Genomic DNA, 19,739 nt, shown 5'->3' with positions numbered 1-19,739 from the left:
TCCCTTGCCGCCAACGCCCGGCCTGCGCCGCCGCGACCTGAACCGCACCGCCCTCTGGCTGGCGCTCGGCGCCTGGAGCGGCGCGCCGCTGGCTCGGGCCGATGGCGCACCGCGCTGGCAGCGCAATCCTTTCACGCTCGGCGTGGCGAGCGGGCAGCCGCGGCCCGACAGCGTCGTGCTGTGGACGCGCCTGGCGCCCGATGCGGCGGCCGAGCCGGGCTGGAACGCCGATGCCGGATGCCCCGTGCGCTACGAGCTCTTCGGCGACGAAGCACTGCGCCGACCGGTGCGCAACGGCGATCTCATGGCCTGGCCATCGCTCGGGCACAGCGTGCGCGTGAAAGTCGAGGGCCTGGCGCCGGGCCGGCCGTACTGGTACCGCTTCAGCTGCGGCGGCGCGGTCAGCACGACGGGCCGCACGCGCACCGCGCCGGCGGCCGGCGCCGAGGTCGCGCGCTTGCGCATCGCGCTCGCGTCCTGCCAGCATTGGGAGCAGGGCTTCTTCGCGGCGCACCGGGAGATCGCGCAGCGCGATGTCGACGTCGTGCTCTTCGTCGGCGACTACATCTACGAAGGCAGCAGCCCCGCGTACACCGCGCAGACCGGCCGCACCCACGGCAGTTCAACGCCGCACACGCTCGCGCAGTACCGTGCTCGCCATGCGCTCTACAAGAGCGACGCCGACCTGCAGGCCGCGCATGCGGCGCACCCGTGGATCGTCACGCTGGACGACCACGAGGTGGTGAACGACTACGCCGACGACCGCGATCCGGCCTGGACCGATCCCGCGCGTTTCCTGCAGCGCCGTGCCGCGGCCTACCGCGCGTATTTCGAGCACCTGCCGCTGGCGGTGCCACCGCAGGGCCCGACGATGCGCATCCACGACCGCTTCGCCTGGGGCCGGCTCGCCGACCTGTGGACGCTGGACACGCGCCAGCATCGCAGCCACCACGCGTGCCCCGACCCGCAGCGCGACGTCGGCCGCAGCGTGGCGGCGTGCGCCGAACTGCAGGACGCGTCGCGCACGATGCTCGGCGCCGAACAGGAACAGTGGCTGGCGCAAGGCCTGAAGGGCGCGACCGGGCGCTGGAAGCTGCTGGGCAACCCGACGCAGGTGAGCGCGACCGGCATCGACACGCCCGACGGCCGCCAGACCTGGACCGACGGCTGGGACGGCTATCCGGCCGCGCGCCGGCGCCTGTTGCAGGGCGTCGCGGACGCCGGTATCGCGAACGTCGTGTCGCTTGGCGGTGATGTGCACCGGCACGCCGCCGCCAACCTGCGCATGGTGCCGAACGATGTGGCATCGCCCATCGTCGCGAGCGAGCTGGTCGGCGGCTCGCTCACCTCGCGCGGCGCGAGCCAGGGCGCGATGGCGCGCATGCGGCGCGACAACCCGGACGTGCTGCACGCGCGCGGTGACGAACGCGGCTGGGCGCTGCTCGACATCACCGCCGACGCGCTGCGTTGCGAGATGCGCACGACCCCGCATCCGGTGGCCGCGAACGCGGTGTTCGGGACGCAGGCGACATTCGCGGTCCAGGCTGGCCGCGCGGGAATCGAGTCGGCCTGAGCAAGGGCAACTCGTTCGTTTCGGTCGCGACTGATCGGTATCTCCGCAGGCGATCCGTCTTTTCGGTGACGGTGCTGGCTAGAATCGGTGCATGAACACCGTTGCCACGCCGCCCGCCATCAAGCTGTCTTTCAAGGAGCAGATGCTCGTCGCCCGCGAGGAGGCGATCGTCTCGACGGTGAACCGCCTGCTGGCCGAAAAAGGCTTCGAAGCCATGACGGTCGACGAAGTGGCGGCCTCGGTCGGCATCGCCAAGGCCAGCCTCTACAAGCACTTTCCCAGCAAGGAAGACCTGGCCGCCGCCGCGATGGTGCGCATCCTGCAGCGTGCGCTGGATTTTATGAAGGCATTGCCGGTAGAAACGCCGCCGGTCGACAAGCTCCGTGCGGTCGCCCGCTGGACCATGGAAGTGCAGCTGGCCGGTGAGATGCCGTCGCTGCCGCACCAGAGTTCGTCGCTGCGCGCCACGCTCATGAAGAACCGCGCCTACATCGACCTGCTCGTCACGGTCAGCGACAAGCTGGGCGGCTGGATCCAGGCGGCGCAAAAAGACGGCAGCGTCAGCTCGCGCCTGCCGGCCATCGCGATCCTCTACACGCTGTTCGCGCGGGCCTGCGACCCGGTGCTCGAATTCCTGAAGGGCAGCGAAAAGTACACCGACGAGCAAATCGTCGAAATGGTGCTCGCTACCTGCTTCGACGGGCTGGCGGCACGCTGACCAGCATGTCGGGCCGGAAAGCGTCCTGCTCGCCCTTGGCGCGGTAGCCGAGCGGGTTCGCGACGACGCGGCAGCCGTCCTTCACATAGTCGAATGCGCAATGCAGATGACCGTGCAGCCAGAGGTCGGCCCGGGGCAACAGGTCGTCGAGCGAATTGCAGAAGCCGGCGGTTCCGGGCGACAACCCGTAGCGCGGATCGGCGCTCGCCAGGCTCGGCGCGAAGTGAGTGACGACCACGGTGGGGCCGTCGAACGGCGGCGCCAAAGCGTTTCTCAACCATGCTTCACACGTGAGTGAGTGCTCCCGTTGGGTTTCGGCGAGGAAGGGTTGGCCCGCTCGCAGCGTGCCCATTTTCTGCAGGTAGAAGTTGGCCGCGCGCATCGCCTTGCCGCGCTTCTTGAGCGCTTCCCCGAGGGTATCGGACGGCGCGACCAGCGCGTCGAAATCGGCCCAAAGCGTGGTGCCGACGAAGCGCACGCCATCGACCACCAGCGTCTCGCGTTCCAGCCAGACGATGTCCAGCGCCTCGCACACCGAACGCAGGCGGGCGTGCGTGGCGTCGAAGTCGGCGTTGTCGTATTCGTGGTTGCCGGGAACGAAAAGCACCGGCGTCGGCCAGCCGTGGCGCGGCGAAAAACGGGTGAGTCCGAAGTCGGGTTCGGTCAGGCGGGAGCCGGCCTGGTAGGAGCCGATGTCGCCGGCCAGCACCAGCCAGTCGGCACCGGGCGCGGGTGCGATCTGAAGGCGCGGATGGGATTCGATGTGCAAATCCGACAGCAACTGGAGCTTCATGGACCCAGTCTAGAGGAATGCCCTCATGCAAACGGCGCATGAAAGAGAGATTGAACTATCAGGGATAACCCTTAATCTACTTCCCATCACCAACCCGGCGCGACCTGATCGCGCAATGTCATGTCCAAGTTGTTTTCTCTCGTGGCCCGCTATTTCAATTCGCCGGCCGAAGCCACCCCCATCAGCCCGGCACTCGCGCTGATGGAAACCGCCGACTCCCGCGCCGGTGTAGACGCTCACCATGCGCAGGAGCTGCGCATTGCCGCCAGCGCCTTCCTGAACGTCGTTCGCTGAGCGCCTTGGCTCAGGCGTCCGGCAACGCCTGATCCAGCAAAGAGCCGGCGAACGCGGCTCCGGCGGACCGCAGCAACGCCTCGCGCAACCACTCGTGCGCATGCCCGTGCTGGGCGCGTCGATGCCAGACGGCATCCACATGCACCAGCGGCTGGTCGAACGGCAAGTCGCGCATCACCAGGCGCTCGTTGACACCGGTCACGTTCACGAAATGGCGTGGCAGCACGGTGAGCAAATCCGAATTGGCCACCACGCGGCCCGCGGTAAAAAACTGGTTCACCGTGACGGCGATGCGCCGCTCGCGCCCCAGCGCGCCCAGCGTCTGGTCGATGAAGCCGTAAGGCCGCCCCGAAAAACTCACCAGCAGATGCCGCGCTGCGCAGTACGCGTCGAGCGTGAGCGGGGCGTTCGCCAGCGGATGGTCGCGCCGCATCACGCAGACGTACTGCCCGACGTAGAGACGCTGCGTCTCGAACGGAAAGCCCACGCCTGACTGGCTGCGTGCCGCGAGGCTGGCGATCACGGCGGGAAAGTAGCCGATCGCCATGTCGGCTTCTTCGTGCTCCAGCATGCGGCGCGGGTCGCGCGTGGTCAGCGGCAGCACGCGCAGCGAAATGCCCGGCGCCTCCAGTTCGGCGATCTTGACCAGGCCCGGCATCAGCTCGGCGGCCGTGGCGTCGGCCATGGCGAGCAAGAAGGTGGTGTCGGCCGTCGCACCGTCGAAGCCGCTGGGCGCCAGCGTGTGCTGAAGCTGGCGCAGTGCGTCGCGCACCGTCGGCCACAGGGCGAGTGCGCGAGGCGTGGGCTCGACGCCGGCGCCGGCGCGGCGCACCAGCTCATCGCCGAGCACTTCGCGCAGCCGCCGCAGCGCATTGCTCACCGCGGGCTGGGTGATCGACAGGTTGCGCGCGGCGCGCGTGAGGTTGCGCTCCGCCATCACCTCGTCGAAGACGCGGAGCAAATTGAGATCAAGCGTGCGAAAGTTAACGTCCATTAGTGGCGTGAATGATAAACATCAGCAAGATAAATTGGCAAAACACTAGGGCAAACCCTAATATCGGTGCATCGGCTTCGGCCATTCATCCCTTGGAGGGATACACCATGACCTCATTTGTCCATATCGACCAGCCCGCTGAGCACCTCGGCGTCACCCGCGCCAGCGCGGCCATCGAGCGCATTCGCGCCTCCAACGACAACGTCGGCACCGCCGGCCTGACCGTTCGCATCGTCATCGCCGCCGGCGCTGTGCTGCTGGCCATCGCCAACCAACTCACCACCCGCGAAGTCGACGGCGGCTGGATGGTGGCATGGATCGCGGTCTGCGCCATCCTCTTCGGCGCCCTCGCGCTGAGCGCCCACAAGCTGACGCCTTTTCTGGCGCGCCTGTCGGAACGCCGCGCTGTTGCCCGTGCAGACGCGCAGTTCTACGAGTACGCCAAGTACGACCCGCGCATCCTGCAGGAACTGCAAGCGGCCGTGACGCGTCAGCAAACTGACGGCATCAGCACCCCGGTGGCCACCGCCAAGGTCGAAGCCTTGACGCTGATGAAGCAGCGTTCGGAACAGGTCCGCATGCCGACGCTGTACGAAGCCATGACGCGCCTCAACAATTCACGGTATTACTGACCGCTGTGCGCCTCGCGTGGCGCAGCATAGAAAAAGCCGCCCGAGGGCGGCTTTTTCTATGGGTGGTCGCGCTCAGGCGGCGAGGCGCTGCTCGATCGCGGCCTTGGTGGCCGGCAGTTCCTCGGGCAGATGGTGTTCGAGCTGCTTGAAGAGCTCGTCGTGCAGCTTGAGCTCCGCGACCCAGGCCGCCTTGTCGATGCTGGTCACGGTGTCGAACTGTTCGGCGCTGAATTTCAGGCCGGTCCAGTTGAGGTCCTGGTAGCGCGGGCTCACGCCGGTCACGTGCTCGATGCCTTCGCCGGCCTTGCCTTCGATGCGGTCGATCATCCACTTCAAGACGCGCATGTTTTCGCCGTAGCCCGGCCAGACGAACTTGCCGTCGGCGCCCTTGCGGAACCAGTTGGTCGTGTAGATCTTGGGCAGCGTGGCCCCCGAGGCCTCGAGTTTCTTGCCCAGGTCGATCCAGTGCTGGAAGTAATCGCTCATGTTGTAGCCGATGAACGGCAGCATCGCGAACGGGTCGCGGCGCACCACGCCGGCCTGGCCGGTGGCCGCGGCGGTGGTTTCCGAGCCCATCGTGGCCGCCATGTAGACGCCTTCGGTCCAGTTGCGCGCTTCGGTCACCAGCGGCACGGTGGTCGAGCGGCGGCCGCCGAAGATGAAGGCGTCGATCTTCACGCCCTTCGGGTCGTCCCATGCTTCATCGAGCGCCGGATTGTTGGTCGCAGCCACGGTGAAGCGGGCGTTCGGATGTGCCGCCTTGGCGCCGGTTTCCTTCGCGATCGCAGGCGTCCAGTCCTTGCCTTGCCAGTCGATGAGGTGTGCGGGCAGCGCCTTGCCTTCGGCGTCTTGCTCCATGCCTTCCCACCACACGTCGCCGTCGTCGGTCAGCGCGACGTTGGTGAAGATCACGCTGTCGTCCAGGCTGCGCATGCAGTTCGGGTTGGTCGTGTAGTTGGTGCCGGGCGCCACGCCGAAGTAGCCCGCCTCGGGGTTGATGGCGCGCAGCGAGCCGTCGGCTTGCGGCTTGATCCAGGCGATGTCGTCGCCGATGGTCGTGACCTTCCAGCCCTCGAAGCCGGCCGGCGGCACGAGCATCGAGAAGTTGGTCTTGCCGCAAGCGCTCGGAAAGGCGGCGGCCACGTGGTACTTCTTGCCCTCGGGATTCGTCACGCCCAGGATCAGCATGTGTTCGGCCAGCCAGCCTTCGTCGCGGCCCATCGTCGACGCGATGCGCAGCGCGAAGCACTTCTTGCCCAGCAGCGCATTGCCGCCATAGCCCGAGCCATAGCTCCAGATCTCGCGGGTTTCCGGGTAATGGACGATGTACTTGGTCGTGTTGCACGGCCAAGCCACGTCCTTCTGGCCTTCGGCCAGTGGCGCGCCCACCGTGTGCACGCAGGGCACGAACTCGCCGTCGGCGCCGAGCACGTCGTACACCGCCTTGCCCATGCGGGTCATGATCTTCATGTTGACCGCCACGTAGGGCGAGTCGGACAGCTCGATGCCGATGTGCGCGATCGGCGAGCCCAGCGGGCCCATCGAGAACGGCACCACATACATCGTGCGGCCCTTCATGCAACCGTCGAACAGCGGCTGCAGCGTGGTGCGCATCTCGGCCGGCGCCATCCAGTTGTTGGTCGGGCCGGCGTCTTCCTTGGTGGCCGAGCAGATGTAGGTGCGGTCTTCGACCCGCGCCACGTCGACGGGGTCGGAGTTGGCCAGGAAGGAATTGGGGCGCTTGGCCGGATTCAGCTTCTTGAAGGTGCCGGCTTCGACCAGTTGCTGGCAGAGGCGGTCGTATTCTTCGGTGCTGCCGTCGCACCAGTGGATGGCCTTCGGCTTGCACAAGGTGGCCATGTCGGCCACCCAGGCGACCAGCTTCGCGTTTTGGACGTACGAGGGTGCCTGGATGTTCAGGCCCTGCAGGACGGGTGCGTTCATCGGATGTCTCCTAAGTTGAAATTCGTCTTTTCGAACGGGGCGCCACGCCGTCGGGCGCGGAAGTCCGTTTGAGAAAACGCCTTCTTCTTGGGGAGCTTGCGTCGATGCGGGCCGCACAGCCCGCGGACAAGGGCGCGCGGCCTTGTCAGGCCATGTAGACGGCGATGGAAGCCAGCAGCAGCATCAGCACGCCGCCGACCAGCGGCAGCACGATGGGCATCATGGGGACGATCGACTCGACGGCGTCTTTTTCGACGATGGCGTCGTGGCCGGGTTCGACGGGCGTGGGGGTGGACATCGGATTCCTTGTGTTCTCGAAACTGCCGGCATTTTACCGGCCGCCCTTTGCCTTCCCGTCTAGGGGGTTGCCAGAGCGCCTCGCCCCGGTGGACGGTGGGCTCAGAGTTGCTCGATCGCCTCGAAGCCGGCGGCGTGCAGCGCCTCCAGCACGGCTGCCAGGTGCGGCCGTCCGCGCGTCTGCAACACCAGCTCGACGTCCACATTCTGAGCCGCCAGCATGGTGAAGGCGCGCTGGTGATGCACCTCGTCGATGTTGGCGCCCGCTTCGGCCACAGTCGCCGTGATACGGGCGAGCGAGCCGGGCACATCGCGAGCGCTCACCCGCACCCTGGCCAGGCGACCGGCCCGCACCATGCCGCGCTCGATGATGGCGGCGAGCAGCAGCGGATCGATGTTGCCGCCGCACAGCACCAGCCCGACCTTCTTGCCGCGAAAGCGTTCGGGGTGCCGCAGGAGCGCCGCCAGCCCGACGGCGCCCGCGCCCTCGACCACGGTTTTCTCGATCTCGAGCAGCATCAGCACGGCCTGCTCGATGTCGCCCTCGTCGACCAGCAGCAGATCGTCGACCAGCGCCTTGATGATTCCCTGGGTGATCACGCCGGGCGTGCCGACCGCGATGCCCTCGGCGATCGTGCTGTTGCCCTGCGCGTGGTGCGTGCCTTTCACCGCATTGACCATGGCCGGGAAGCGCGAGGTCTGCACGCCGACGATCTCGATGCCCGGCTTGAGCGCGCGCGCCGCCACCGCCATGCCCGAAATGAGTCCGCCGCCGCCGACCGCGACCACGAGGGTGTCGAGGTCCGGCACCGTTTCGAGCATTTCGAGCGCGACCGTTCCCTGGCCCGCGACGATCGTCTCGTCGTCGTAGGGATGCACGAAGGCCAGCCCTTCGCGCTCGGCCAATTCGAAGGCGTGGGTGCGCGCGGCTTCCAGCGTGTCGCCGTGCAGCACCACCTCCGCGCCGAAGCCGCGGGTGCGCTCGACCTTCACGCTCGGCGTCAGCCGCGGCATGACGATCAGCGCGCGCATGCCGAGGCGCTGCGCGTGGTAGGCCACGCCCTGGGCGTGGTTCCCGGCCGACATGGCAATCACGCCGCGCACGCCGCTCTCCGACAGATCGACGAGTTTGTTGCAGGCGCCACGCTCCTTGAAGGACGCGGTGAACTGCAAATTCTCGAATTTGAGGAACACCTGCGCGCCCACGATGTCCGACAACGTGCGCGATTCGACACAGGGCGTGTCGAGCAGCTGGCCCTGAAGGCGTGCCGCAGCACGCCGGATGTCTTCGATTTCAACCATGGGGTTCATTGTGTCGACAACTTTCGATGAAGGCCGCGATGCCGGGCGTGGGCGATGCCTTAGGGTTTTTACCGTTCCCAAGTCTTCCAGAACCCAAAACTCTGCGTTATGGTGGCTTCCAGATTGATTCCCTGGTTGGAGTTGTTCGATGGTCAAACGTGTCGGTGTCGATGTCGTGGCTGCTGCGGTCCGCGGGCAGGCATTGCCTTCGCCCGGGCTCAAGAACGCACCGGTGCTCGAGCTCATGTGCTCGCACTTCGTGCTCACGCTGGCCGCCAAGCAGGGCCCCAAGTTCAACGTGCGGCGCGACCTGAACGGGTTGCTCTCGCTCACCGGCCGACACCTTGTGTGGCCGGCACCGGTCCTGCTGCGCCTGCGCGAATTTCTCGGGCGGCGCTGCGCCGGCAACGAGGTCTGGAAAGGCGTCGACGCGCTCGACGCCCGCACGCTGCTCGAACGCTACGGCACCTGGCGCGGTCCGTATGAAGAGGGCACGCTTTTCTTCTACCTCGACGAATACGCCAAGGACCAGCCGAAAGACCTGCTCTCCGTGCTGTCGGCCACGCGCGACTGGCTGACGCATGCGCTGCGCAAGCAATCCACGCTGGTCGAAAAGAACATCGATGCGCTCGCCGGCCTGCTGCAGCTGAACAAGGCCGAGCGTGCGCTGCTGCTCTACGGCACGCTGGCGCGCTACCAGCGCGACCTGCGCTCGCTGCTGGTCGAGTTCAAGGTCAACAACGCGCCGGAGGCGTATGCCGCGATCGCCGACATCGCGGGCGTGAGCGCGACCGATGTGGGGGAGGCGCTGCGTGCCGGCTCGCGGCTCGAGCGCATCGGGCTGGTCGAGAACCTCATCTCCGAGCACAACATCACCGACCTGGCCGACCTCATGAAGGTCAGTGAGAAGCTGCCGCCCGTGCTGATGCGCGAGTATCGCGACCAAAACGAGCTCATGGCGGTGTTCACGCGGCCGTCGGCCAAGAGCGCGCTCACGGCGGACGATTTTTCCTTCGTGGCCGACGACGCGCAGATGCTCGTCACGCTGCTTCAGGCGGCGGTCGCGCGGAAGGAGCCGGGCGTGAACATCCTGCTCTACGGCCCGCCCGGCACCGGCAAGACCGAATTGGCCAAGGTGGTGGCGCAGGCCGCGGGGCTCGAGCTTTTCGAAGTCGAATACGCCGACCGCGACGGCAACTCGCTGAGCGGTCGCGACCGTTATCGCTCGCTGCAGATCGCGCAGGTTTTCCTGAAAGGCAGCGCCCAGGCCGCGCTGCTGTTCGACGAGGTCGAAGACGTGTTCCCGCCGATCAGCACCGAAGCGGCGCAGTTCATGTCGCGCGCCGAGCAGATGCCGTCGCCCACCAGCGGCAGCGTGAGCGGCAAGGCCTGGGTCAACCAGATCCTCGAATCGAATCCGGTGCCGACGCTGTGGGTCACCAACCGCATCGAGCAGATCGACCCGGCGTTCCGACGACGCTTCGCGTACCACCTCGAACTCAAATCACCGCCGCCCGGCGCGCGCGAACAGCTGGTGAAAAAGACGCTCGAAGGCGTCACCGTGTCCGACGCGTTCACCGCCAAGCTGGCCGAGCGCAAGGGCCTGACGCCCGCGCAGATCCGGACGGCCGTGCGTTTCGCAGGTCTCGCCAAGACCGACGACGCGTCGGTCGAAGTGCTGATCGAGCGCCAGCTGCGCAACGCCGACCTGGCGCTCGGCACGCTCGACGACGGCCGCGGCGAGCGCCGTGCCGTCACCACCTACGACCTGGACATGCTGAACGTCGAGACGCGCTTCGACATTCCGCGCATCGTCGAGGCGATCAAGGCACGCGGCCATGGCACGCTGTGCTTCTACGGCGCGCCCGGCACCGGCAAGACCGCGCTCGCCGAGCATTTGGCCAAGGCCATCGGTCGCCCGCTCATCATCAAGCAGGCGAGCGACCTCATGAGCAAGTACGTCGGCGAAACCGAGCAGAACATGGCCGCCATGTTCAAGGAAGCCGAGGCCGAAAAGGCGGTGCTCCTGCTCGACGAGGCCGATTCTTTCTTGCAGGACCGGCGCGGCGCCCAGCGCACCTATGAAGTCACCGAGGTCAACGAGATGCTGCAGAGCATGGAGCGCTTCAACGGCGTGTTCGTCTGCACCACCAACCTGCTCGACCGCCTCGACCAGGCGGCGCTGCGTCGCTTCACGTTCAAGATCAAGTTCATGCCGCTGACCGCGCCGCAACGCGCGCGCATGTTTGTCACCGAGGCGTTGGCCGGCGACGCGGCTTTGATGACGGGCGAACTGCGTGCGCGCCTCGCGAAGCTCGACCAACTCTGCCCAGGCGATTTCGCGGCGGTCCAGCGCCAGGTCGACATCCTCGCGACCGAGTTTTCAGCCGTGGAATTTCTCGATCAGCTGGAAGCCGAGCACCGCATCAAGCCCGAGGTCCGCGAGAACCGCGGCATGGGTTTTGTGCAGTAGCTGCTTGCTCAAAAGCTGCTGCACACCCGCAGCACGTCCGCCCCGTACGCTTCCAGCTTCTTGGTGCCGATGCCGCTGATGCCTTGCAGGTCTTCCAGCGTGGCGGGCGAGCGCTCGGCGATCGACGCGAGCGTGGCGTCGTGAAAGATCACGTAGGCCGGCAGGTTGTGCTCCTTCGCGACTTCGGCGCGCCATGCCTTGAGCGCGTCGAAGCGCGCCTGGCCTGCGGCGTCGAGCGTCGCGGCGGCCGGCGAGGGCGCGCCGCGTGCGGTCTTGTCGCGGCGCGTCTTGCCCCCCGAGCGTGATGCTGGCGACGACACCGATTCGCGCAGCGCGACGTTCGCTTCGCCCTTCAACACCGCGCGCGAGCCCTCGGTGAGCTTGAGCGTGTTGAAGGCTTCGGTGTCGACCGCCAGTGCACCGGTCGCGATCAACTGCCGCAGCACGCCGCGCAGTTGCACTTCGCTGAACTCCGCGCCCAGCCCGAAGGTGCTAATGCGCTCGTGGCCGAACTGTTTGGTCTTGTCGGTCACCTTGCCGCGCAGGATGTCCATGACGTGGCCCGCACCGAAGCTGATGCCGCTCTGCTGCTGCACGCGATAGATCGTGCTGAGCAGCTTGCGCGCGGCGTCCGTGCCGTCCCACACCTGCGGCGGCGTGATGCAGTTGTCGCAATTGCCGCACGGCGTCGAGGCTTCGCCGAAGTAACCGAGCAGCCGCACGCGGCGGCAGTCGCTCGCTTCGGCCAGCGACAGCAGCGCATCGAGCTTGCCGCGCATGACCTCCTTGAATGGCTCGCCGGCGGGGCTCTCGTCGATCATGCGGCGCTGGTTCACCACGTCCTGCAGGCCGTAGGTCATCCAGGCATCGGCCGGCGCGCCGTCGCGGCCCGCGCGACCGGTTTCCTGGTAGTAGCCCTCGATGTTCTTGGGCATGTCGAGGTGGCCGACGAAGCGCACATCGGGCTTGTCGATGCCCATGCCGAACGCGATGGTCGCGACCATCACGATGCCTTCTTCGCGCAGGAACCGATCCTGGTGTTTTTGCCGCACGGCCGCGTCGAGGCCCGCGTGGTACGGCAGCGCGTTGATGCCTGCGTTCTGCAGGGTGATCGCCACGTCCTCAACCCGCTTGCGCGACTGGCAATAGACGACGCCGGCATCGCCTTCGTGCTCGCTCTCGATGAAGCGCAGCAACTGCGTGGTCGCCTCCTTCTTCTCGACGATCGTGTAGCGGATGTTCGGGCGGTCGAAGCTGCTGACGAACTGGCGCGCTTCTTCGAGCTGCAGGCGCTCGACGATGTCGGCCCGCGTCAGGTCGTCGGCGGTGGCGGTGAGCGCGATGCGCGGCACGCCCGGGTACCGCTCGTGCAGCACGGTGAGCGCGCGGTACTCGGGGCGAAAATCGTGGCCCCACTGGCTCACGCAATGCGCCTCGTCGATCGCGAAAAGCGACAGCTTGCCGCGCTGCTTCAGCGAGTCGAGCTGCTGCAGGAAGCGCGGCGTGTTCACCCGCTCGGGCGCCGCGTAGAGCAGCGTGATCTCGCCGCTCAGCATGCGTCGCTCGACGTCCTGCGTCTGCTCCCAGTCGAGCGTCGAATTGAGGAAAGCCGCGTTCACGCCGGCCTCGTGCAGCGCACCGACCTGGTCGTGCATCAGCGCGATCAGCGGCGACACCACGATGCTCACGCCGCGCCCCATGCGCTGCCGCGCGATGGCCGGAATCTGGTAGCACAGCGACTTGCCACCGCCCGTGGGCATCAGCACCAGCGCGTCGCCGCCCGCGACCACGTGGTCGACGATCTCGGCCTGCGCGCCACGGAACTGCGCGTAGCCAAAAACCTCGTGAAGGATCGCGGCGGGCGCGGCGTCGCCGTCGATGGCGATGGGGGAACGGGGGAGGGTGGCGGACGACACGGATTGCGACGAAAGGGATCGATTGTCCATGATCGACGTCGCCCCGCCGGTCAACTGGCACGGCGTTTGCGGTGTTCCAGCGTTCGGGGCGCCGCTACTTGTATAGACAGCGTTCTGGTGCACTTTCACCAGAGAAACGCACCGCATTCGCGCACAGGGTTCACCCTGTATAGACAAGTTGGGGCGCACGACCACAATCCGCTCATCCACCCAGTCAGTTCTCAGGAGTTCCCATGGTCAAAACGGTCGTCTTCAAAGTTGCCACTCTTTTTGCCGCGGGCCTGTGCGCCGCTGGTGCCGCCCAGGCGCAGGACACCAAGATCGTGCTCGGCATGTCCGGCTGGACCGGGTTCGCGCCGCTGTCGCTGGCCGACAAGGCCGGCATCTTCAAGAAGAACGGCCTGGACGTCGAGCTCAAGATGATTCCGCAAAAAGACCGTCACCTCGCGCTCGCCGCCGAAGCGATCCATTGCGCGGCCACCACGGTCGAGACGCACGTCGCATGGAACGCCAACGGCGTGCCGATCGTCCAGATCTTCCAGATGGACAAGTCCTACGGCGCCGACGGCCTCGCCGTGCGCAACGACATCAAGAGCTTTGCCGACCTCAAGGGCAAGAGCATCGGCGTCAGCGCGCCGGGCACCGCGCCGTACTTCGGCCTGGCCTGGATGCTCAACAAGAACGGCATGACGCTCAAGGACGTGAAGCTGGTCTCGCTGGAGCCGCAACCCGCCGCCACCGCCTTCGTCGCCGGCCAGAACGACGCCGCCATGACCTACGAGCCTTATCTCTCGACCGTGCGCGCCAACCCGGCCGCCGGCAAGATCCTCGCGACCACGCTCGACTACCCGATGGTGATGGACACCGTCGGCTGCGCGCCGACCTGGCTCAAGGCCAACGCGAAGGCCGCACAGGCGCTGACCAACTCGTACTTCGAGGCGCTGGAAATGATCAAGAACGACCCGACCAAGGCCAACGAACTCATGGGTTCGGCCGTCAAGCAGAGCGGCGAGCAGTTCGCCAAGTCGTCGGCCTACCTGCGCTGGCAGGACAAGGCCGCCAACCAGAAATTCTTCGCCGGCGAGATCACCGCTTTCATGAAGGACGCTGAAAAGATCCTCCTGGAAGCCGGCGTGATCCGCAAGGCGCCGGAGAACCTGGCCGCGACCTTCGACGCGTCGTACATCAAGTGATCCGGCGCCGCCCGATCGCCCCGCTGGAGCCGGTGGGGAGCCAGGCCCGCTGGATGCTGGGCGTCGGCTTCTTCGTGCTGTTCGTGGCGGTGTGGTCGTTCTTCACGCTGGGCGGCTTCGTGTCGCCCACCTTCCTGGCCAGCCCGGTCACGATGGTGAAGGAGGGCTGGCTGCTCTTCACCGAGTTCGACTTCCTCCACGACATCGGCATGACGGTGTGGCGCGTGTTCGGCGGCTTCGTGCTGGCCACGATCGTGGCGGTGCCGCTGGGCATCGCAATGGGCGCGTGGAAGCCGGTCGAAGCTTTCTTCGAGCCCTTCGTTTCCTTCTGCCGCTACCTGCCGGCGTCGGCCTTCATTCCGCTGCTCATCCTGTGGGCGGGCATCGGCGAGACGCAGAAGCTGCTGGTGATCTTCATCGGTTCGGTGTTCCAGATCATCCTCATGGTCGCGGTCATCGTGGGCGGTGCGCGCAAGGACCTCGTGGAGGCGGCGTACACGCTGGGCGCGAACAGCAAGGGCATCGTCAAACGCGTGCTGATTCCGGGCGCTGCACCCGGCATCGCCGAAACGCTGCGTCTCGTGCTCGGCTGGGCCTGGACCTACGTGATCGTGGCCGAACTGATCGGCTCGTCGTCGGGCATCGGCCACATGATCACCGACAGCCAGGCGCTGTTGAACACCGGCCAGATCATCTTCGGGATCATCGTGATCGGCATCATCGGACTCGTGTCGGACTTTGCGTTCAAGGCATTGAACAAGCGCTTATTTGGATGGGCCTCGCTGTGAGCATGAACCAACTCTCCATCCAGGGCGTCTCGCGCGTCTTCGAGGGCACCAAGGGCCAGCGCACGCAGGCGTTGCAGCCGATCGATTTCGAGGTGAAGGAAAACGATTTCGTCACGATCCTCGGCCCGTCGGGTTGCGGCAAGTCGACGCTGCTGCGCATCGTCGCGGGGCTCGACTTCCCGACCACCGGCCAGGTGCTGCTCGACGGCCAGCACATCGATGGTCCCGGCGCGGACCGCGGCGTGGTGTTCCAGAGCTACACGCTGTTCCCGTGGCTCACCATCGCGCAGAACATCCGCTTCGGCTTGCGTGAACGCGGCATGAGCGAAGCCGCGCAGAAAGAGCGCAGCGATTTCTTTATCGCGAAGGTCGGCCTGCGCGGTTTCGAGAACCACTTTCCCAAGCAGCTCTCGGGCGGCATGCAGCAGCGCACGGCCATCGCCCGCGCCCTCGCCAACGACCCCAAGATGCTGCTGCTCGACGAGCCCTTCGGCGCGCTCGACAACCAGACCCGCGTGCTGATGCAGGAGCTGCTGCTCGGCATCTGGGAGTCGGCGCAGAAGACGGTGCTCTTCGTCACGCACGACATCGACGAGGCGATCTTCATGGCGAACCGCGTGGCGGTGTTCAGCGCGCGGCCGGGCCGCATCAAGACCGAGATCGCGGTCGACTTCCCGCATCCGCGCCACTACACGATCAAGACCTCGCCCGAGTTCATGGAAATCAAGGCGCGCCTGACGGAAGAGATCCGCGCCGAGTCGATGGCGTCGGCCGATCACTGAGCTCGCCATGAAACGCGACCTGCCTTCGCTCGCGCTCTACGCGCAAATCAAGGAGCACATCTCCCGCAAGATCCAGGACGGCACCTGGCCGGCGGGGCACCGGCTGCCTTCGGAGCACGAGCTGGTCGCGCAGTTCGGCATTTCGCGCATGACGGTGAACCGCGCGCTGCGCGAGCTGGTGGAGCAGGGCCGCATCACGCGCGTGGCCGGTGTCGGCAGCTTCGTGGCCGAGAACAAGCCGCAGTCGACCTTGCTGCAGATCGCCAACATCGCGAGCGAGATTCGCCAGCGCGGCCACGACTACCGCTGCCGCATGCTGACGGTCGAGCGCCTCACCGCCTCGCCCGACGTGGCGGCGTGGCTCGACCTGCGCGCCGGCGCCTCGGTGTTCCACAGCGCCTGCCTGCACCTGGAGAACGCCACGCCGGTGCAGCTCGAAGAGCGCTACGTCAATCCGCAGGTCGTGCCCGACTTTCTGGAGCAGGATTTCGAAGCCGTGCCGCCGAGCGAGTACCTGGTGCGCAACGTGCCCTTCGACCAGATCGAACACCTCGTCGACGCGGTGCTGCCGACCGCCGAACAGGCCGCGATGCTGGCGATGGAAGCGAGCGAGCCCTGTCTTTTGCTCACGCGCCGCACCTGGACGCGCAACGTGCCGGTGACCTGGGTGCGCTGCCTGCATCCGGCGTCGCGCTACCGGCTCGGCAGTCGGTTCCGCGCGGACGGCAACCCGACGTCCTGAGAAAAGAAAAAGATGACAACCACCCTCACGCCCGGCCAGGTCCACCTCGCACTGCTGCGCCGCATTTACGCGGGCGGCGTCTCGCTGGCGCTCGACCCGGCGACCGCTGGCGGCATGGAAGCGGCACGCGCCGCGGTGCAGCACATCGTCGACAACGACGAGGTGGTCTACGGCATCAACACCGGCTTCGGCAAGCTCGCGAGCACGCGCATCGGCAACGACCACCTGGCCACGCTGCAGCGCAACCTCGTGCTCTCGCACAGCGTGGGCACCGGCGAGCCGCTCGATGCGGCCGTGGTGCGTCTCGTGCTCGCGACCAAGGCAGTGAGCCTCGCGCGCGGGCACTCGGGGGTGCGGCCTGCGCTGGTCGAGGCGCTGCTCGCGCTCTTCAACGCGGGCGTCACGCCGCGCATTCCGTGCAAGGGGTCGGTCGGCGCCTCGGGCGACCTCGCGCCGCTCGCGCACATGGCCTGCGTGCTGATCGGCGAAGGCGAAGCGATCACCGCAGACGGCCAGACAGTGAGCGGTGCCGAAGCGATGCGCAGCATCGGCCTCGCGCCCTTCGTGCTCGGCCCGAAAGAAGGGCTCGCACTGCTCAACGGCACGCAGGTGTCGACCGCGCTCGCGCTCGCCGGCCTGTTCGGCGCGGAGAACGTGTTCGCCTCCGCGCTGATGTCGGGCGCGCTGTCGCTCGAAGCGATCCAGGGCTCGATCAAGCCCTTCGATGCGCGCATCCACGCAGCGCGCGGCCAGCCGGGCCAGATGGCGGTGGCGGGCGCGGTGCGCACGCTGCTCGACGGCAGCGAGATCGTGCCGTCGCATGCCGACTGCGGCCGCGTGCAAGACCCGTACTCGGTGCGCTGCATCCCGCAGGTGATGGGCGCGTGCCTCGACAACCTGACGCACGCGGCGCGCGTGCTGGTGATCGAAGCCAACGCGGCGTCGGACAACCCGCTCGTCTTTACCGACACCGGTGAGGTGATCTCCGGTGGCAACTTCCACGCCGAACCCGTCGCCTTCGCCGCCGACATCCTCGCGCTCGCGATCGCCGAGATTGGCGCGATCGCCGAGCGCCGCATCGCGCTGCTGCTCGACACCGGCCTCTCGGGCCTGCCGCCGTTCCTCGTGCACGACGGCGGACTCAACTCCGGTTTCATGATCGCGCAGGTCACCGCTGCCGCGCTCGCCTCGGAGAACAAGTCGCTCGCGCATCCGGCCAGCGTGGACAGCCTGCCGACATCGGCCAACCAGGAAGACCATGTGTCGATGGCCACCTTCGCGGCACGCCGGCTCGGCGACATGGTGAACAACACCGCGGTCGTGGTCGGCATCGAGGCGATGTGCGCCGCACAAGGCATCGAACTCAAGCGGGGCCTGAAAAGCTCGCCGCTTGTCGAGGCCGAATTCACGACGATCCGCGCGCAGGTCGCCTACCTCGAACGTGACCGCTACCTCGCGCCCGACATCGAAGCCATGCGCCGCTGGGCGCTCGCGGCTGCGCTGCCCGGCGCCTTGCTGAACATCCTCCCCAGCCACCTCCCAGGAGACACGCCATGAACGCCCCCGAAAAGTTTCTGAACGCCACGCTGGCCGATCCGCGTCACGACCCGAGCCGCGTGGTGCGCTCGCCGCGCGGCACCGAACTGAGCTGCAAGAGCTGGCTCACCGAAGCGCCGTTCCGCATGCTGCAGAACAACCTCGACCCCGAAGTGGCCGAGCGTCCGCAAGACCTCGTGGTGTACGGCGGCATCGGCCGGGCGGCGCGCAACTGGGAATGCTTCGACCAAATCCTCGAATCGCTCAAGGTGCTGGAAGACGACGAGTCGCTGCTCATCCAGTCGGGCAAGCCGGTCGGCGTGTTCAAGACGCACGCGAATGCGCCGCGCGTGCTCATCGCCAACTCCAACCTCGTGCCCAAGTGGGCGACGTGGGACAAGTTCAACGAGCTCGACCGTGCCGGGCTCTTCATGTACGGCCAGATGACGGCCGGCAGCTGGATCTACATCGGCGCGCAGGGCATCGTGCAGGGCACCTTCGAGACCTTCGTCGAAGCCGGCCGCCAGCACTACGACAACGATCTCGCCGGCAAGTGGATCCTCACCGCCGGGCTCGGCGGCATGGGCGGCGCGCAGCCGCTGGCGGGCGTGCTGGCCGGCGCCTGCGTGCTGGCCATCGAGTGCCAGCAGTCGAGCATCGACTTCCGCTTGCGCACGCGCTACGTCGACAAGCAGGCCAAAGACCTGGACGATGCGCTTGCACTCATCGCGCACCACACGGCGATGAAGGAAGCCGTGTCGATCGCGCTGCTCGGCAACGCGGCCGAGATCGTGCCCGAGCTGGTCAAGCGCGCGAAGGCCGGCACCGCGATCCGGCCCGACCTCGTGACCGACCAGACCTCCGCGCACGACCTGATCAACGGCTACCTGCCAAGCGGCTGGACCGTGCCGCAATGGCAGGCCGCGATGAAAGACCCGGCGCAGCACGCGGCGCTCACCGACGCGGCCGCGAAGTCGTGCGTGAAGCATGTGCAGGCGATGCTCGACTTCCAGGCCATGGGCATCCCGACGGTCGACTACGGCAACAACATCCGCCAGGTCGCGTTCGACGAAGGCCTGGCCAACGCCTTCGACTTCCCCGGCTTCGTGCCGGCCTACATCCGCCCGCTGTTCTGCGAAGGCAAGGGCCCGTTCCGCTGGGTCGCGCTGTCCGGTGACCCCGAAGACATCTACAAGACCGATGCGAAGATCAAGGAGCTGTTTCCCGACAACACCCACACGCACCGCTGGCTCGACATGGCGCGCGAGCGCATCGCCTTTCAGGGCCTTCCCGCGCGCATCTGCTGGCTCGGCCTCGGCGAGCGCGACAAGGCCGGCCTCGCCTTCAACGAGATGGTGAAGTCGGGCGAGCTGAAGGGGCCGATCGTGATCGGCCGCGACCACCTGGACACCGGCTCGGTCGCGAGCCCCAACCGCGAGACCGAATCGATGAAGGACGGCACCGATGCCGTTTCCGACTGGCCGCTGCTCAACGCGCTTCTCAACACCGCGGGCGGCGCGACCTGGGTGAGTCTTCACCACGGCGGCGGTGTCGGCATGGGCTACTCGCAGCACGCGGGCATGGTGATCGTCGCGGACGGCACCGATGCCGCCGCGGCGCGCCTGGCGCGGGTGCTGGTCAACGATTGCGGCTCCGGCGTGATGCGCCACGCCGACGCCGGCTACGAGGAAGCCTTCGCGACCGCGAAGAAGCACAAGCTGAACCTGCCGATGGTGAAGTAGGCTGGCGCTTCGCGCGGCCG

The 19,739-nt window shown here is 67.0% G+C and carries 17 protein-coding genes; 11 read left to right on the top strand and 6 right to left on the bottom strand.

Annotated features, from left to right (window positions below):
- Window positions 1–4 precede the first annotated feature (4 nt).
- Both AX767_RS10015 and AX767_RS10010 read left to right on the top strand, forming a co-directional pair.
- A complete protein-coding gene (locus tag AX767_RS10015; RefSeq protein WP_237288608.1) occupies window positions 5–1,573 on the top strand; it encodes an alkaline phosphatase D family protein in 1,569 nt (522 codons plus the stop codon).
- Between the two features lie 91 nt (window positions 1,574–1,664).
- On the top strand, window positions 1,665–2,291 hold the full coding sequence (locus AX767_RS10010; RefSeq protein ID WP_068630914.1) for a TetR/AcrR family transcriptional regulator: 627 nt from the start codon (window positions 1,665–1,667) through the stop codon (window positions 2,289–2,291).
- On the opposite strand, the gene AX767_RS10005 is transcribed toward AX767_RS10010, so the two are convergent.
- Entirely contained in the window at window positions 2,260–3,084 is an 825-nt protein-coding gene (locus AX767_RS10005; RefSeq protein ID WP_068630912.1) for a metallophosphoesterase, read from the bottom strand. The two genes, AX767_RS10010 and AX767_RS10005, sit on opposite strands and share 32 nt — an antisense overlap.
- A 120-nt stretch (window positions 3,085–3,204) precedes the next feature.
- Between AX767_RS10005 and AX767_RS21585 the strand changes: the two genes are divergently transcribed.
- Window positions 3,205–3,378 carry a hypothetical protein gene (locus AX767_RS21585; protein ID WP_168164819.1) on the top strand — a complete coding sequence of 58 codons (174 nt, stop codon included), beginning with the start codon at window positions 3,205–3,207 and terminating at the stop codon, window positions 3,376–3,378.
- Between the two features lie 10 nt (window positions 3,379–3,388).
- On the opposite strand, the gene AX767_RS10000 is transcribed toward AX767_RS21585, so the two are convergent.
- Complete coding sequence (locus AX767_RS10000; RefSeq protein WP_068630910.1) at window positions 3,389–4,372, bottom strand: LysR family transcriptional regulator; 984 nt, start codon at window positions 4,370–4,372, stop codon at window positions 3,389–3,391.
- Between the two features lie 107 nt (window positions 4,373–4,479).
- Between AX767_RS10000 and AX767_RS09995 the strand changes: the two genes are divergently transcribed.
- Entirely contained in the window at window positions 4,480–5,004 is a 525-nt protein-coding gene (locus tag AX767_RS09995) for a hypothetical protein (protein ID WP_068630908.1), read from the top strand.
- 72 nt (window positions 5,005–5,076) lie between these two features.
- Here AX767_RS09995 and AX767_RS09990 read toward each other — a convergent pair whose 3' ends face one another.
- From AX767_RS09990 to AX767_RS09985, 3 genes are all read right to left on the bottom strand, one after another.
- Window positions 5,077–6,948, bottom strand: a complete 1,872-nt coding sequence (locus tag AX767_RS09990) for a phosphoenolpyruvate carboxykinase (GTP) (protein ID WP_068630906.1) — start codon at window positions 6,946–6,948, stop codon at window positions 5,077–5,079.
- Window positions 6,949–7,093: 145 nt separating this feature from the next.
- A complete protein-coding gene (locus tag AX767_RS21580; RefSeq protein ID WP_168164818.1) occupies window positions 7,094–7,246 on the bottom strand; it encodes a hypothetical protein in 153 nt (50 codons plus the stop codon).
- Between the two features lie 101 nt (window positions 7,247–7,347).
- Window positions 7,348–8,547 (bottom strand): threonine ammonia-lyase, encoded by a 1,200-nt coding sequence (locus AX767_RS09985; RefSeq protein WP_210392600.1) that lies wholly within the window; start codon window positions 8,545–8,547, stop codon window positions 7,348–7,350.
- A gap of 148 nt (window positions 8,548–8,695) precedes the next feature.
- Between AX767_RS09985 and AX767_RS09980 the strand changes: the two genes are divergently transcribed.
- Entirely contained in the window at window positions 8,696–11,020 is a 2,325-nt protein-coding gene (locus AX767_RS09980) for an ATP-binding protein (protein ID WP_068630902.1), read from the top strand.
- Between the two features lie 8 nt (window positions 11,021–11,028).
- On the opposite strand, the gene recQ is transcribed toward AX767_RS09980, so the two are convergent.
- Window positions 11,029–12,966 (bottom strand): DNA helicase RecQ, encoded by a 1,938-nt coding sequence (gene recQ / locus AX767_RS09975; RefSeq protein ID WP_443082771.1) that lies wholly within the window; start codon window positions 12,964–12,966, stop codon window positions 11,029–11,031.
- A gap of 203 nt (window positions 12,967–13,169) precedes the next feature.
- Between recQ and AX767_RS09970 the strand changes: the two genes are divergently transcribed.
- From AX767_RS09970 to hutU, 6 genes are read left to right on the top strand one after another with little or no spacing between them, the layout of a single operon-like run.
- Window positions 13,170–14,129, top strand: coding sequence for an ABC transporter substrate-binding protein (locus AX767_RS09970; RefSeq protein ID WP_068630900.1), 960 nt, complete (start codon window positions 13,170–13,172; stop codon window positions 14,127–14,129).
- Window positions 14,126–14,917, top strand: coding sequence for an ABC transporter permease (locus AX767_RS09965; RefSeq protein ID WP_335338851.1), 792 nt, complete (start codon window positions 14,126–14,128; stop codon window positions 14,915–14,917). Before AX767_RS09970 ends, AX767_RS09965 begins: the two co-directional genes overlap by 4 nt.
- Window positions 14,918–14,919: 2 nt before the next feature.
- Window positions 14,920–15,699, top strand: coding sequence for an ABC transporter ATP-binding protein (locus AX767_RS09960; RefSeq protein WP_068633555.1), 780 nt, complete (start codon window positions 14,920–14,922; stop codon window positions 15,697–15,699).
- 7 nt (window positions 15,700–15,706) lie between these two features.
- Window positions 15,707–16,441, top strand: a complete 735-nt coding sequence (gene hutC / locus AX767_RS09955; protein ID WP_068630897.1) for a histidine utilization repressor — start codon at window positions 15,707–15,709, stop codon at window positions 16,439–16,441.
- Between the two features lie 12 nt (window positions 16,442–16,453).
- Window positions 16,454–17,998, top strand: coding sequence for a histidine ammonia-lyase (hutH, locus tag AX767_RS09950; RefSeq protein WP_068630895.1), 1,545 nt, complete (start codon window positions 16,454–16,456; stop codon window positions 17,996–17,998).
- The gene (gene hutU, locus AX767_RS09945; RefSeq protein ID WP_068630893.1) at window positions 17,995–19,719 is read left to right on the top strand and encodes a urocanate hydratase; all 1,725 of its coding nucleotides are present in this window, start codon (window positions 17,995–17,997) and stop codon (window positions 19,717–19,719) included. The genes hutH and hutU overlap by 4 nt, the downstream gene beginning before the upstream one ends.
- Window positions 19,720–19,739 lie beyond the last annotated feature (20 nt).

This window comes from Variovorax sp. PAMC 28711 (assembly GCF_001577265.1).
In the GTDB taxonomy this organism is placed as follows: Bacteria; Pseudomonadota; Gammaproteobacteria; order Burkholderiales; family Burkholderiaceae_C; genus Variovorax.
The sequence above is the reverse complement of the archived record's forward strand: the minus strand, read 5'-3'. Positions and strand labels throughout refer to the sequence as shown.